At 60.7% G+C, this 15,449-nt stretch carries 11 protein-coding genes and 2 pseudogenes; 6 read left to right on the top strand and 7 right to left on the bottom strand.

The features are described from left to right. Positions 1-145: 145 nt before the first annotated feature. Positions 146-280, top strand: a pseudogene (locus BFP95_RS25265) (DUF4442 domain-containing protein); the annotation flags it as partial. Positions 281-318: 38 nt separating this feature from the next. Here the strand turns inward: BFP95_RS25265 and BFP95_RS25260 are convergent. The 4 genes from BFP95_RS25260 to BFP95_RS25245 all read right to left on the bottom strand — a co-directional run bounded on the left by BFP95_RS25260 (position 319) and on the right by BFP95_RS25245 (position 6,188). Then, positions 319-2,046, bottom strand: coding sequence for an OPT family oligopeptide transporter (locus BFP95_RS25260; protein WP_065910865.1), 1,728 nt, complete (start codon positions 2,044-2,046; stop codon positions 319-321). 236 nt (positions 2,047-2,282) lie between these two features. Beyond that, on the bottom strand, positions 2,283-2,975 hold the full coding sequence (locus tag BFP95_RS30470; RefSeq protein ID WP_371914469.1) for a methyl-accepting chemotaxis protein: 693 nt from the start codon (positions 2,973-2,975) through the stop codon (positions 2,283-2,285). A 1,801-nt stretch (positions 2,976-4,776) separates the two neighbouring features. Continuing rightward, entirely contained in the window at positions 4,777-5,472 is a 696-nt protein-coding gene (locus BFP95_RS25250; protein ID WP_065910864.1) for a tRNA (adenine(22)-N(1))-methyltransferase, read from the bottom strand. Further along, complete coding sequence (locus BFP95_RS25245) at positions 5,469-6,188, bottom strand: FadR/GntR family transcriptional regulator (RefSeq protein WP_065880850.1); 720 nt, start codon at positions 6,186-6,188, stop codon at positions 5,469-5,471. Before BFP95_RS25245 ends, BFP95_RS25250 begins: the two co-directional genes overlap by 4 nt. A 339-nt stretch (positions 6,189-6,527) precedes the next feature. Between BFP95_RS25245 and BFP95_RS25240 the strand changes: the two genes are divergently transcribed. Beyond that, a complete protein-coding gene (locus tag BFP95_RS25240; protein ID WP_065910863.1) occupies positions 6,528-7,883 on the top strand; it encodes an MFS transporter in 1,356 nt (451 codons plus the stop codon). A 19-nt stretch (positions 7,884-7,902) separates the two neighbouring features. Then, on the top strand, positions 7,903-9,228 hold the full coding sequence (gudD, locus tag BFP95_RS25235; RefSeq protein ID WP_065874217.1) for a glucarate dehydratase: 1,326 nt from the start codon (positions 7,903-7,905) through the stop codon (positions 9,226-9,228). Between the two features lie 145 nt (positions 9,229-9,373). Here gudD and BFP95_RS30465 read toward each other — a convergent pair. Next, positions 9,374-9,535, bottom strand: a pseudogene (locus tag BFP95_RS30465) (DNA-binding protein); the annotation flags it as partial. Positions 9,536-9,595: 60 nt separating this feature from the next. After that, positions 9,596-10,519: an ABC transporter substrate-binding protein gene (locus BFP95_RS25230; RefSeq protein WP_065910862.1), complete on the bottom strand. Its 924-nt coding sequence runs from the start codon at positions 10,517-10,519 to the stop codon at positions 9,596-9,598. A gap of 240 nt (positions 10,520-10,759) precedes the next feature. Between BFP95_RS25230 and BFP95_RS25225 the strand changes: the two genes are divergently transcribed. After that, entirely contained in the window at positions 10,760-12,001 is a 1,242-nt protein-coding gene (locus BFP95_RS25225) for an acyl-CoA dehydrogenase family protein (RefSeq protein ID WP_065910861.1), read from the top strand. A gap of 134 nt (positions 12,002-12,135) precedes the next feature. Then, positions 12,136-12,447, top strand: a complete 312-nt coding sequence (locus BFP95_RS25220; RefSeq protein WP_065874220.1) for a hypothetical protein — start codon at positions 12,136-12,138, stop codon at positions 12,445-12,447. Positions 12,448-12,584: 137 nt separating this feature from the next. Here the strand turns inward: BFP95_RS25220 and msrA are convergent, their stop codons facing one another. Next, a complete protein-coding gene (gene msrA, locus BFP95_RS25215; protein WP_065874221.1) occupies positions 12,585-13,091 on the bottom strand; it encodes a peptide-methionine (S)-S-oxide reductase MsrA in 507 nt (168 codons plus the stop codon). A 270-nt stretch (positions 13,092-13,361) separates the two neighbouring features. Between msrA and BFP95_RS30230 the strand changes: the two genes are divergently transcribed. Then, positions 13,362-15,383: a methyl-accepting chemotaxis protein gene (locus BFP95_RS30230; protein WP_065874222.1), complete on the top strand. Its 2,022-nt coding sequence runs from the start codon at positions 13,362-13,364 to the stop codon at positions 15,381-15,383. The last annotated feature ends 66 nt before the right edge of the window (positions 15,384-15,449 follow it).

Below are 15,449 nucleotides of genomic sequence, written 5' to 3'. Positions count from 1 at the left end.
ACAGGGTGTCTTGGAAACAGACTACGCCAGCGCCCGGGAGTGCCGACAATTAAATTTCTGGGTGTCGAGGTGGCGTGTGGCTGTGCGGGCCGTTGGCCACGGCAAAACGGCTCTGGAACACAAAGCGCGCCCACTCGGGTTGCGCATCCACGCACTGGCGGATGGCAGCGGCGTTGATTGGTCAACCGCTGGGGACAAGATCGTGCCGGTGGATATTTTCGATGAGGGCGACGTAAAGGTGTTCACCGCGAAGATCACCATGAATGTGAAGATCGCCTGAGGCCATGGCGGCAGGCTCGGCCTTTGTCGAGCCACACGTCAGTTCACCATCGACCACAGTGAAGCTCCCACGCCGGTGATGCTCTCCCCCGCAATCAGGCCGGCGGCGACGGTGATCGCAAAGCGCTCGGTGAGGCTCGGCCAGCGGCAGCTCACCAGCCAGGTCAGTATGGCGCCCAGGGCCATCATCAGCGAAACCGAGGCCGGCAGTACAAAGGCCAGGCCCAGGGCGGCCGCACTCGGGAGGAAACGGGCGCGATGAGCAGGCAACGTGCTGTCCAGCACACCGAGCACCACGCCGACCAAGCCGCCAATGACAATCGCCCAGCGGATGCTGGTGGACAGTGAACCCAGCCCATGGGTGAGGGTTTGCGCCACGGCTTTCCAGGTGGCGACCGCCGGTGCAGGCCATTCTTCGGTGAGCAGCATGGTCTGTGGATCAGGGATCAACGCCAGGTAGGCGAATACGCCGACGATGCTGCCGATGAAAATTCCCAGGATCTGCGCGATCACTTGCTTATGCGGTGTGGCGCCAATGGCCTTGCCCACCTTGAAATCATTCATCAAGTCCGTGCATTGCCCGGCCGAACCGCCGGCTGTGTTGGCGCTCATCAGGTTGATCGGCACCTGCCCCGGCGCGATGATGCCGAAGCTCAGTTGGGAGAGTTGCCCGATAGCGCCGATAGGTGGAATGCCCGTTGCGCCCACCACGCGCGCGGCGACGGCGGCCAGGCAGATCGCCAGGGGGATAGTGAGCAATGCCATGCCCAGATGGATGCCGAACAGCAGCGCCTGCAGGCTCACCACCAGCGCAATCGCCAGCGCAAAACCGGCGGCCGGACCTGGCTTGGGCACCGTCCAGGTCGAACCGCAGCTGGACCGCGTAGACCTGTACAACGCCCACAAACGAATCGCCAGCGACGCCAGGGTGGAACACACCATCAGGCTCACACCCGGCCACAACAACCACTCCACCAACGCGGCGAACTGCGGCCCGCTGCTGCCCGCAGGCAAGGCCACCAAGTGTTGAGCCAACAGCCACGGGCCCAGGCCGCCCCAGGCGATCAGCGCACCGAGCAACAGGGTCAGGCCCACGCGAATACCAATAATGCCGCCGAAGCCCACCAGCAACAGCGAAGGGTCGGCGGTGAAGGTCAGACGCTCCAGCTGTACGCTCGGCGACCAGCGCGGGAAGGCCCACGCAAAGGTGTCCACCCACTTGACCAGCCCGGAGAGCAACGCGGCGCTAAGTAATACCTTCAAGCGCGTAGCGGCTTCACGACCGTGGTTGTAGATGTGCAGCAGGGTTTCCAGAGTGGCCATGCCTTCGGGGAATTTCAGCGCATTGTCATTGAGCAGTGAGGGCCGTAGATACCAGGCGATCCAGATGCCCAGGAAACTCACCGAGAACACCCAGGCGATCATCGGGACGGCGTCCAACTGGTTGCCCGTCAGCAATGTGTAGGCCGGGATCGGCGCCACCAATCCACCGGAAATGATCGAAGCGGCGGCCGATGCGACGGTCTGGTTGATGTTGCTTTCGTGCAAGGTCCACGGCAGGTGGTCGGTGGAACGCTTGGCCACGCCCTGAAAGATGGCGTAGCCGATCAACAGCGCGATGATCGACATGTTGAACGACCAGCCGATCTTCAGCCCGGCATACACGTTAGAAGGCGTCAACAAGATGCCGAGCACGCTGCCGATGATAACGGCGCGCAGGCTGAGTTCTCGGGTAACGGGGCCGTGCGGGAAGGTCGTTGCAGGCATGCGGATTCCTTTCGGCAGGGGAACAGGGCGACTTAGTAAGTGAGCGCTGTAGCGGCCGAAGGTTCAGGTGGAGGGCCTGATTGGCTACCGAAAACACCGGAAATCAAATGTGTGCGGGCTTGCTCGCGAATGCGGTGGATCAGTCAATCCATCTGGTGACTGATAAACCGCATTCGCGAGCAAGCCCGCTCCCACAGGGGGGGTGCGTCAGCCTGTAAAAATGATGGGGTATCAGCTCAGCCCAGGCGAAACCGCGCGGTGTTGTCGCTCAGCGCCTGGCTGCCCTTGCTCAGGGTGTCGGCCGCTCGGTTGACTGCCCTTGCGCCGTCGAGCAAGCGCCCGGCGGCCTGGTCGACCTGCTGGATATTGCCGCTCACTTCATCCGCCGTCGTGGCCTGCTCCTCCACTGCCGTGGCGATTTGCGCCAAGGTGTCAGTAACGTTCTGCACCGCACCGGCAATCTCGCCCAATCGAACGCCAAGCCCGGTGACCGATTGCGCATCCGTCAGCGCTTGTTCGCAGGCGACGCCCATCAGCGTGACTGCCTGACTGACCGTCGCGCGCAAGCTGTCGACAGTGCCGGCGATCTGTGCGGTCGAGGCCTGGGTGCGCTGTGACAGACTGCGCACTTCATCAGCGACCACGGCAAACCCCCGGCCCTGCTCGCCGGCACGGGCGGCTTCGATGGCGGCGTTAAGTGCCAGCAGATTGGTCTGTTCGGCGATGCCACGAATGGTATCGACCACCGATTGAATCTGCTGGCCCTGCTGGTTGACTTGCTCCAGCGCATTGGCGGTGTCAGTCAGGCGTTGATTGAGCTGCTGGATGCTGGCCGTGGTGCGTTGGCTGTCGCGACTACTGTCCTCGGCAATGCGCCGGGTTTGTTGGGCGCTGCTCGAGGCTTGTTCGCAACTGCGGGCAACGCCCATGGAGGTGGCGGCCAATTGGGTAGCAGCGGCGGCAATCTGGCTGATCTGGTGTTGCTGGTCTTCGACCTCGTTAAGGGTACTGCCCGATTGCGCGTTGAGGGTCTGTACCGCCGAGCCAAGCTGCTGGGTTTCGTGATTGACGCCTAGCAGACTGGTGCGCAATTGCACCACTGCAACGTTCAAGGCCGCGCTGATCGCGGCGAGTTCGTCGCGCCCCTCAACGGCCACTTCCACACACAGATTGCCGTCGCGCAAGGATTCGGCCAGGGTGGTGATGCCACTGGCGCTACGGCGAATCGAGGCCTGCAGGCAAATGAACAGATACAACGCTGCCAACGCCAGCAGGCTGAAGGTCGCCGCCACCGGGATAAACTGCTGGATGGAACGCGTGTGGTAATGGCCCAAGCGCGCATCCAGCGAGGTCAGCGACTGCTTACGCAGTGCGGCCAAACCGTCGAGCATGCCGTCGACACCGGTTTCGAAGGCCGCCGTATCGAGCTTGATGGTGCCTCCGAACACGCCGTCGTCGAGCACTTTGAGTTCGTTGTCCAGCCGTTGCAGGCTGTTGTCGTACTGCGTGGTCCAGGGCTCCAGACCCGCGTATTGCTTGGCTCTAAGGGAGGCGGCGGCCTTGACCAACTGGTCCCGCGCATCGCCGATGCGGCTCCGCAAGTCACGCATCTGCAAACGGCTTTGCAGGGTGAACTGCCCCGAGGCGATGGATGACTGACCCACACTGGCCATGCGGCCGATCCGCTCAATCAGGTCAGGCGTGTGCTGGGTGGAAATCTGCATCAACAGGTAGGTCTCCAACCACGGGTCGAGGATCAAGCCGGCATCCTGGGTGATCTGCTCGCGCAGGGTTTGCATCGCGGTCAGGGCCGAGGTGAAACGGTCGTAGCCGTCCGGCCACCAGCCCACGGTGCGCAGGGATTGGGAATCCATGCCCTTGACCGTGGCCTGCAACGCTTCGAAGCGGGCCAGGATATCGGCGCTGGCGTTCTGCGATTTAAGTGAATCGCCCAACGCTTGCAGGCTTTGCAGGATCACGGGGAAATTCGCGTCCACCTTGTCCATCGCCGCCTTCGCTGCCGGCGTCGGAGCGTGCAGGATGTCTGCCGCTTTCCACCGCGCGGCCAGGTTGCGCTGGGCCGTCAATTGGCCATCCAACGAGTCCAAGGCTAGTAATTGCCGAACGCCGGACTGCTCGCTCGAGATCACGGTTAATTTGTCGCGATAGTCCGAGCCAATCATCCATAGGCTACCCGCCAGGGGCAGCATGAACAGGAAGAACAGGATCTGGAACTTGCGCGCAAAGCCGAAACGACCCAGCAGGCGGATACCCGGTGATAAAAGGCTGTGCATGTCCGACCACTCTCCAAAAACGACCCACGCGGTGCACCGCTGGGTGAAGCCTTGAAATGACTAACGGCAAAATGCCATGTCATTGATTGGGAAGGCACAAGCAAAAAATGGGCCTGTGGAGGAACGCCCCGAAATAGGCGGGCTCGCACCAAATAAACAACGAGAAACGCACGGAAATGGGGCAGAAACACTCATCCCAAAGCTGCCCCTGTAACTAATGGCGCAAATTCCCCAAACAACACTCATCCCCTGTGGGAGCTGGCTTGCCTGCGAAAGCGGCGTACCCGACACACATGCGCCAACTGACCCACCGCCATCGCAGGCAAGCCAGCTCCCACATTTTTGACCTCACTCCGCCCCTCAACCCCGCGACCTCCCGGCTGAAAGGTTTGATCGTAAAGCGTGCCCCAGGTCATCAGGTTTGAATAAAGGCGTATCAAGCCAGTAGCGCAGCGATCCACCTGGCCTGCTGGGAAATCTCCTGCCGCGTCTCTTCAGGCACCGCCTGCCGCGCGCGCTCAAGGCTGGCCAGGGTCTTTTGCTTTTGATGCAAGATGCGCTGCCACTTGGCCAGGAACGCCGGACTGCGCGCCTGCATCTGCAGCGGGCCGAAGTACAGCTGTTCGGCGCTATAAGCCACCGGCCCAGCGCGCTCGGCGACAATGATTTCGTAGAAGAAGCGGTTCTCCCACAGCAGCTCTTCACTGAGGATGGAATAACCGTTATCCATCAGCCATTGACGCAAGGGTTGCTCGCCGCCGTTGGGTTGCAGGATCAGCCGTTCCTGGCCGCTCAGGTAAGGTTTGCCGTTTTCGAGAATGTCGCGAATCGTCTCGCCACCCATACCGCAAACGCTGATCGCGGTGATGCCGTCGCGGGGTTCGATGGCGGCCAAGCCATCGGCCAGGCGCACCGTAATCTGCTGCTCCAGGCCATTGTCACGCACGGTGCGCTGCGCCGCATGGAATGGCGTAGCAGCCACCTCCCCCGCTACCGCCGCCACAATCAAGCCACGGCGCATCAACGCCACCGGCAAATAGCCGTGGTCGGAGCCAATATCGGCCAGGCGCGCGCCAGTAGGTACGTTCGCCCCCACGCGCTCCAGGCGCATGGATAACGTGTGTTCGTTCAACGGCCCTGCTCCCCCGAAAAACGGTCCCGACTGTTGGTCAAGTGCAGCACCATGGCGGCGCGTGCGGCGTCCGGGTCCCGGCGTTTGATCGCGTTGAAGATCGCCTCGTGCTCCAGGTTCGCCAGTTGCCCCAATTGGGCAAAGTCGGCACCGCCACGCTCGTCCCCCTTGAGCTGGGTGCGCGGGATCATCGCGTTCCCCAAATGCAGCATGATCTCGGTAAAAAACGTGTTGCCGGTGGCCTCGGCGATCAGTTGGTGAAAGCGTTTGTCTTCTTCCACGCAATTGTCGTTGTTCGCCAGGGACGCCTGGTAATCGTCAAGCGCCTGGCGCATGTGGGCCAATTGAGCGTCGGTTCGACGCACCGCTGCCAGCGCTACGGCCTGTACCTCCAGGCCCAGACGCAACTCGAGCATATTGCGCACGCTGGCCACCGTGTCCACATGCAGGCGCAAACCCTGCTGGGCGTGCAGCGCCAATACAAAGGTGCCGATGCCGTGACGGGTTTCCACCAGGCCAGACGCCTGCAGCTTCGAGAGCGCTTCGCGCACGACGGTTCGGCTCACGCCATGCTCAAGCACGATGGTGGATTCCGATGGCAGTTTCTCACCGGGCTTCAATTGGCCAAGCAGGATGCGCTGGGTCAGCGCATCGACCACGCCTTGGGCGAGGTTGGTGGAGCGTCTACGGAGGGGGGGTCCACTTTCAATGGGCATTGCTACAAGTCCACGGGGTTGAGCTGGAGGGAGCTTAACACCCCACCCGGAGAGGGACCCAGGTTGATTCAAAAAACCCCTAACTTGTATGACAACCAATCATAGCGTTCACATTGTGCACTCGAGCCATTGCGACTCTTTCAAAAATCACGACCGCTCTAAAAACCGCATAAAACCCAACAAAACCTACACAAATAACCAAAAAACTTGATCTACGCAGCGCTTTAGAAGAACAAAAACACCGACCAGTGCATTGCGATTTCAAGAAACCTACTTGTATGATGTCTATCAACAAAACACGCAAACCCGCATAAAAATAATCAGGGGGAGTTTTGAATTGTGAACAATTCAAGCCATGCATCTGCCGCACCAGAAAGTGATCCAGTCCTCGCGCGCGCCGTGAGCAAAGTGAAGGGCCATGTGCTCCCACTGTTCGTGATCATGTTCATCCTCAACTACATCGACCGGGTCAATATCGGCTTTGTGCGCACGCACATGGAGCATGACCTGGGCATTGGCGCCGCAGCCTATGGATTCGGCGCCGGGCTGTTCTTCATCGGCTACGCCCTGTTCGAAGTGCCCTCCAATATGCTGCTGCAGAAGGTCGGGGCGCGAATCTGGCTGACCCGCATCATGTTCACCTGGGGCATCGTCGCGACGATGATGGCGTTCATCCAGAACGAAACCCACTTCTACATCCTGCGTTTCCTGCTGGGCGTGGCCGAAGCCGGCTTCTTCCCTGGGGTGATCTACTACTTCACCCGCTGGCTGCCCGGCGTGGAGCGTGGTAAAGCCATCGCGATTTTCCTCAGCGGCTCGGCGGTCGCCTCACTGATTTCCGGCCCCCTCTCAGGCGCACTGTTGCAGATCGAAGGGTTTGGCTTCCACGGCTGGCAGTGGATGTTTGCCATTGAAGGCCTGGCCTCGGTGGCGCTGGGGTTCTTTGTGTGGTTCTGGCTGGACTCCAAACCCCACGACGCCAAATGGATGACCCGCGAAGAACAGGACGCATTGGTCAATGCCATCGACCAGGAACAGCGCGAACGTGAAGCCCTCACCACCGTCAAACCGACCATCGGCAAGTTGCTGAAAGACCGCCAGATCCTGCTGTTTTGCGCGCTGTATTTCTGCATCCAACTGACGATCTACGCGGCGACATTCTGGCTGCCGAGCATCATCAAAAAGATGGGCGACTTGAGTGATATACAGGTCGGCTTCTTCAACTCGATTCCGTGGCTGATCTCGATCATCGCCATGTACACCTTCGCCTCGCTGTCGGGCAAGTTCAAGTTCCAGCAGGCCTGGGTGGCGGCGGCGCTGTTGATTGCCGCCGCAGGCATGTTCATGTCCACCACCGGCGGGCCGATCTTTGCCTTTGTGGCGATCTGCTTTGCGGCCATCGGCTTCAAGTCGGCGTCGTCGCTGTTCTGGCCCATTCCCCAGGGTTACCTGGATGCGCGCATCGCCGCCGCGGTGATCGCGCAGATCAACTCGATCGGCAACCTGGGCGGTTTCGTTGCACCGACCACCTTTGGCTTTCTGGAACAGACCACCGGTTCGATCCAGGGCGGCCTCTATGGCCTGGCCGGCACCTCAGTGCTCGCTGCGATCCTGGTGTTTTTTGCCAAGACGTCGCCCTCAGCCGCGCTGGCGCCAACTGTGCCTACGGGCGCCGCCCTCAGCAAACCTCTTTGAGCCCATTTAGGAACTTGCCATGAACACTCCCGTTATTACTCACTTCCAGGTCATCCCCGTCGCCGGCCACGACAGCATGCTGCTCAACCTCAGCGGCGCCCATGGGCCTTACTTCACGCGCAATATCGTCATTCTCAAAGACAGCTCCGGCAACACCGGCGTGGGCGAAGTACCCGGTGGCGAGCGCATCCGCGAAACCCTGGAAGACGCCCGCAGCCTGGTGATCGGCCAACCCATTGGCCAGTACCAGCGCGTGCTCAACCAGATGCGCAGCACCTTTGCTTCCCGCGACGCTGCCGGGCGCGGCCAGCAGACGTTTGACCTGCGCATTACGATCCACGCCGTCACCGCCATGGAAGCCGCGCTGCTCGACCTGCTGGGTCAATTCCTCGACGTCCCGGTGGCCGCCTTGCTCGGCGAAGGGCAGCAGCGCGATGCCGTGAAAATGCTCGGTTACCTGTTCTACGTCGGCGACCGCAGCGCTACCAACCTCGCTTACCGCAACGAGGCCGACAGCGACGATGAATGGTTCCGCCTGCGCCACGAAAAAGCCCTGACGGCCGACGCCGTAGTGCGCCTCGCTGAAGCCGCCAAAGCCAAATACGGCTTCAACGACTTCAAGCTCAAAGGCGGCGTGCTCAGTGGCGATGCCGAAATCGAAGCCGTCACCGCCCTGGCCGAACGCTTCCCGGATGCCCGCATCACCCTCGACCCAAATGGCGCCTGGTCATTGAAAGAAGCCATCCGCCTGTGCCGCGACCAGCACCACGTGCTCGCCTATGCCGAAGACCCCTGCGGTGCCGAAAACGGCTACTCGGGCCGCGAAGTCATGGCCGAATTCCGTCGGGCCACGGGGCTGAAAACCGCCACGAATATGATCGCCACCGACTGGCGCGAAATGGGCCACGCCATCCAGCTGCAATCCGTCGATATTCCTCTTGCCGACCCACACTTCTGGACAATGCAGGGCTCAGTACGCGTCGCGCAGATGTGCCATGAATGGGGCCTGACTTGGGGCTCGCACTCCAACAACCACTTCGATATTTCCCTGGCGATGTTCACCCAAGTCGCCGCCGCCGCGCCGGGCGACATTACCGCCATCGACACCCACTGGATCTGGCAGGACGGTCAACGCCTGACCAAGGCGCCACTGAAAATCGAAGGCGGCTACGTGAAAGTGCCGAGCAAGCCAGGCCTGGGTGTGGAGATCGATATGGACGCCGTGGCCAAGGCCCATGACGTGTACAAAGGCATGGGCCTCGGGGCCCGGGATGACAGCGTGGCGATGCAATTCCTGATTCCGGGATGGCGCTTCAACAACAAGCAGCCGTGCCTGGTGCGGTAAGGCAAAAACACGCAAACAACTGTAGGAGCTGGCTTGCCTGCGATGGCGGACTGTCAGCCGGTACACCTTTAGCTGATCCACCGCGATCGCAGGCAAGCCAGCTCCCACACTCGAACTGCTTCGTGCTTAAGTGCGCGTTTTCGTACTAAGGTTTGCGGACGACTGCCGGTGTTTTTTGGATCGCAATCGGCTGCACAGTCAGCTCAACCCCTAACGCCATCATCAGCTTCTGAATCGTCTCATAGCGCGTTTTTGATCCGCCCTTCAGCGTTTTGTAAAGACTCTCGCGATTAACCCCCGCCGCCTCTACGGATTCTTTGTTTCAGGAAGGCTGGGGACACCTACTCCAGACTCGGCACTCCGCGTTTTAAAGCACCCGATCAAACAACGGCGCCACGTCATACCGCTGCTTCAACATCTGCGCATCCACCAAAAAATCCGCCGTGGCCTGGGCCTCGCTGACGATCGTCGGCGAGATCGGCAGCACCTGGATCGCATCGCGCTTGAACCACACTTTGGCGATGTCCGGCGCCGACTGGTTGGCCTTGGACCACGCCTCGGCGTACTCATCAACGTGCGTGCTGCTCCACGCCCGAGCGCGGGTGAGGCGCGCAATGAAGTCTTTGATGATCGCGCTTTTTTGCGCCAGGGCCGGCTCGTACGCCACGATGTAGGTCGGCGCGCTCATCAGGCCCTTGGCATTGCGGATCAAGGTGCTGCCCTCTTTTTCCTGCAACGACACGTAGGGTTCCCAGGTACCGAAGGCGTCGATGTCACCCTGGGTCAGCGCCAGGCTCGCCTCTGCCGGCAACAGGTACTTGAAGTTGACGCTGCTGCGCGGCACACCCGCCTCATCCAGCGCCTTGTACGCCAGTTGTTGGCTCCACGAACCGTTCCAGATAGCGACGGTCTTGCCTTTAAGGTCGGCCACCGACTTAATCCCCTTGCGCGCCACGATGCCCACGCCGTCGAGGCTGGTCTGGGTGCTGGCGACCACTTTGACCGGCGCGCCATTGGCGGCCAGGCTGATCACCGGGGTATCGCCGACGATGCCTACATCCAGCGCGCCACTCGCCACGGCGGAGGCCACCGGGGAGCCGGTATTGAAGCGCTTGAAATCGATGGTGTAGGGCAAGTCTTTCAGCTCGCCCGACAACTCCAGCACGATGCGGTTGGAGAAGAACTGGTCGCCCACGGTGAGGGTCAGCGGTCCGGCTGCCCCTGCCGATGGGCCATAACATGCAAGAGAGGCCAAGCCCAGCAAGGACAGCAGTGTGCGACGGTTGATCATAAGAAATCCCACAGGAATAGATGGCTGTTGAACCATCTGTGGGCATTCAGTCTGGTCGTTTGCCGTAGAAACTATCGCAATAAAAGCCCGACGCTTAATACTGTTGGGCACTATCGATAGAACCGTCTCACAGCTCGCTAGCTAATTTTCGTATTAAAAACTTCGCCACCCTTGGGTTAGGGTGACGTCACCAGACCACTGGACCCCAGCACCTGAACCACTTTCAGCAAGGTCCATTGCATGCCAATTCCCGCTTTGAATATCTGGGGCACACCGCCCACTGCCCGCTACGAACAACTGGTCGCGCCGTTTCGGCCGCTCTTCGCGCAGATTCTCGCCCAGGCAGCCGTGGCTGATCAGACCCGCGGCAGCCTCGCCACAGTGATCCAGCAACTGAACGCATTGGGCTTGCCGCGCTGGCGCCTGCCAGCCAGCTATGGCGGCCAGGATGCAACGCTGGTCGAGCTGCTGGCGCTGCTCACGGAATTATCCGCCGCCGACTCCAACATCACACAAGCCCTGCGCGGGCACTTCGGTTTTTGCGAAGACGTGCTCAGCGCCAAGGACCACGACTGGCGCGCCAAATGGCTGGACCGCCTCGGCCAGGGCGCCCTGCTGTCCCCAGGCAGCACCGAAGTCGGCAACCAGACGCGCGGTGATTTCGAAACCCGCCTACACAGTGACGAAGCAGGCGCGTTGCGCATCAGCGGCAAAAAGTTCTACACCACCGGCGCGCTCTACAGCGACTTGATCAACACCACCGCCACCGGCGAAGACGGCACGATCTACAGCGTGGTCGTCGACCTGAAAGCCCCCGGCGTGCAGATCGTCGACGACTGGAACGGCTTCGGCCAACGCCTCACCGCCAGCGGCACCTGCCTCTTCGATAACGCGCCCGTGGTGGACGACGATGTGCGCCCCACTCAACAGCGTTTTGGCCATGGGCAATCGTTCTTCCAGCTCTACCACCTCAGCACCCTCGCCGGCATCGCCCGCCGCGCGGCCCTCAGTGGCGCCGAAGAGCTGAGCAGACGCGCCCGCACCTTCACCACCGGCAATGCCGACACTGCAGGCCAGGATGTGCAATTGCTGCAAGTGATCGGCGAAGTCGCCAGCCAAGCCTACGCCGCGCAAGCCATCGCCCAGCAGGCCGCGCAGCGTTTGGAGCACACGGCGCAGTACGTGATCGCCCACGATCAGCCGTTGCACGATGACGACCCGCACGTCGCGTTGGCGGAGCTGGAAGTGTGCCTGGCCGTGAACCCGGTGGTGGATGCGACGCTGGCGGCAACCACCGCACTGTTCGATGCCCTGGGCGCCAGTGCCACCGCGAGCAACAAAGCGCTGGACCGCCTGTGGCGCAACGCGCGAACCCTGGCAAACCACAACCCGCGCGTATACAAGTCGCGGATTGTGGGCAATTACCTGGTGAATGGAATCCTGCCACCTGCGCAATGGCGTGTAGGCGTAGCAAAGGGATAGTAACTGTCACAGAGCCTGTGGCGAGGGAGCTTGCTCCCGCTGGGACTGCGCAGCAGTCCTCACAAAACAGGCTGTAGAACAGGAGGGTTTACCGTAGAATGCGCCCCCTTGAACAACCTCAAAGGAATGAACCTGTGTCAACGAACAGCACCATCACCTGCCCGCACTGCATGAACAACGTCCCATGGGGCGCCCGCGTATGTCGCGGCTGCCATGCAGAAATCTCCTACGGCACCCCTCTGGCGAGCGTGATCTTTTTTATCGTGCTCTCAGTCGGGGCAAGCTGGTATGTCACTAAGCTGGCCCACGACCACCTGTTTACCAACGCCACGCTGTTGTGGTGCGTATTCGCAGCCGTGCTCACTCCCTGCGCCATTCTGTCCAGAAAAGCCTGCAAGCGCCTGTATGACGGCAAAACCGAGTTTCGACGCCATTACCGCAAGTGATTCGTCGTTTATCTACAGGTGAAAGCATCGCGCCAGCACTGCTGGCGTGAGACGCAAGGAACAGTCAATAATTTCACTGGGAGATGAATCACGACCACGCGATTTAAGGCCTAATCATCTTCCTCTGCCGCCCCCTCTCAACCCCGCTTCGGCAGCTTCCAATTCGGCCGCACGAAGTGGCAGGTATACCCATTCGGTATCCGCTCCAGATAATCCTGATGCTCAGGCTCCGCCTCCCAAAATGGCCCCGCCGGCTCAATTTCAGTCACCACACGCCCCGGCCATAACTTAGAAGCATCAACGTCTGCTGCCGTATCTTCGGCAATGTCCCTTTGCTGTTCGCTCAGGTAATAAATCGCCGAACGATAGCTGGGCCCAAGGTCATTCCCCTGCCGATTAGGCGTGCTCGGGTCATGTATCTGGAAAAAGAACTCAAGAATCTGCCGGTAAGTGATTACAGCCGGGTCAAAGACGATCTCAATCGCTTCGGCGTGGTTACCGTGGTTGCGATAAGTAGCATTCGGCACATCACCGCCGGTATAGCCGACACGGGTGTGCAGCACGCCGGGATAGCGTCGGAGCAGGTCTTGCATGCCCCAGAAGCAGCCGCCGGCGAGGATGGCGGTTTCGGTTTGGTTGGTCATGGTCTGCCCCTTGTGTTCAATGGATACAGGGTAGTTATGGGGTTGTATTGACCAATACCAAGGTTGAGCGGCAGATTGTCCCGGATTTAAACCACTACTCTCTAAGGTCACGCACTAATTGCAGGACCCGCGGCTTCACATAGTTCTCACTGCCAAGTGCGGCCATCCGTCGCATCCCCCCAACCTCCCCTCCTGTCCTCCCCCCNCCCGCCGATAACCTTACTAACCGCATGCCTACACCCTGCGCCCCCTCCCGATCGAGCCCCCACCATGAACCCACTCGCCCTTCTCAAAAAAGCCCGGCCCGACCGTCAAGGCACCACCACGCTCACCTGCACAGCCAGCGAACTGGAGCCGTCCTTAGCCACCCTGCGCATCAACCCTACGCTCATCACCGGCTTCATCTCCCCGCACCTGGACATCGACCCAATCGCCGCCAAGCTCAAACGGCGCTTTCCCCAAAGCACCATCAGCCTGTGCACCACGTCCGGCGAGTTGTGCAACGCAGCCAATTCGCTCTACTGCGCCACTGGCGAACGCTGGGACCGGATTGTGTTGCAGCTGTTCGACGACAGCGTGATCGCTTGCGCCGAGGTGGTGATGGTGCCGTTGGAGTGTGAGGACATTCGCAGTGGCGGCAAGCGCCTGGGGATGCAGGAGCGGATTGCCAAGTTGGTGAGCAATATCAAGCGGGTGCAGGTGCGTACGCAGATCGATCATCGCGATACCTTGGCTTACGTGGTGTTCGACGGGCTGTCGGCGTCGGAGTCGTTTTTCATGGAGGCACTGTATGAGTCCGGGCGTTTTCCGTGTTTATTCGTGGGCGGGTCGGCCGGGGGCAAGTCGGACTTCCAGAAGACGCTGATCCACGACGGCCAGCGCAGTTATCAGAACCATGCGCAGATTGTGTTCCTGAAGACGGCAGCCCAGGTGCGGTTTGGCGTGTTCAAGAGCCAGAATTTCAAGCCGGCGGATTTGACCTTCAGCGTGCTGACCGCGTCGGTAGAGGACCGCACGATTGACCAGGTGATCGACAGCAGCGGCAACATCAAGAGCATGGTGCAAGCGCTGTGCGATGCGTTCAACTGCACGCCCCAGGCGCTGGAATCGAAACTGGCGGACTACTCGTTTGCCATCCGCGTGGGCAGTGAATTGTTCGTGCGCTCCATCGCGCGCATCGACTATGAGCAGCAGATCGTGCAGCTGTTTTGCGACGTGGCGCCCGGTGAAGAGTTGGTGATGGTGCGGCGTACGCCGTTGCGTGAGGCAACGCGTTTGGACTACGAGCAATTTTTGCGCGGCAAGGGTGGCCAGCCGGTGGCGGGTATCCTAAATGACTGCATTTTGCGCCGGCTGAACAACGGCGCCGAACTGGGCAGCATGGCCGGCACGTTTGGGGATGTGCCGCTGGCGGGGTTTTCGACCTTTGGTGAAATCCTGGGGCTGAACCTGAACCAGACGCTGACGGCGATTTTCTTCTTTCGGGTGGCCAAAGGCGCCAGTTTCAATGACGAGTACGTCGACAATTTCATCGCCCATTACGGCGAGTTCAAGGCGTTTTTCCTGCGCCGGCAGGTGAAGAAACTGGCGGGATTGAACCATGTGGTGGTCAAGCAGATTAACGCGTTCAAGAACAAAGACTTTACCGACACCCTGAATACCCGTGGGCTGGACCGCAATATCCTGCCGGTGTTCGAAGGCCTGGCAGACTTGGGCCAAGTGTTGGCGCAAGCCGAGCGGCAGCAGGAGGACATTGCTTCGCAGCTCAAGCATTACTCGGGTGAGTTGCATGCGTCGATGGATGATTTGGTGGGCACCATTGATCGGCAGAACAGCGTGTCTGCCCAGGCTGGAGCGACGGTGGAGGGGCTGTCGAACCAGGCAGATGTCGCAGTGGAAGGCGCACGCACCCTGGCGGGTTCAAGTTTGCGTATCCAGTCGATTGTGCAGGTGATCCAGCAAATCGCCGGGCAGACCAACCTGCTGGCGCTCAACGCCGCCATCGAGGCGGCGCGCGCGGGCGACCTGGGCCGGGGCTTTGCAGTGGTGGCGGACGAAGTGCGCAAACTGGCAGAGATCACGCGTAAGAATGCGGCGGAGATTGGTGTGGATATCGATCTGCTGTCGAGCGAGATCCAGCGTGTTGCCCAGCAGATTGAGGACCAGTCCACTGGGGTGGGCGCGCTGCGCGAAATGCTCGATGCACTGGAGGCGTCAAGCCGTGCGACTGAGGGGACAGCGCAACGCACGAAGACCATTGCGGATACGTTGACGGGGCTTACGCACGCGTAGGCTTTAACGGGGAGGCGCGGGTGCCTGAGGCGGCTGGGCTGCAATGCGCATCAGCAAAATGCGCTT

It is taken from the genome of Pseudomonas sp. 58 R 12 (genome assembly GCF_900005865.1).
In the GTDB taxonomy this organism is placed as follows: Bacteria; Pseudomonadota; Gammaproteobacteria; order Pseudomonadales; family Pseudomonadaceae; genus Aquipseudomonas; species Aquipseudomonas tritici.
This window is presented reverse-complemented; position numbering and strand designations above follow the sequence as displayed.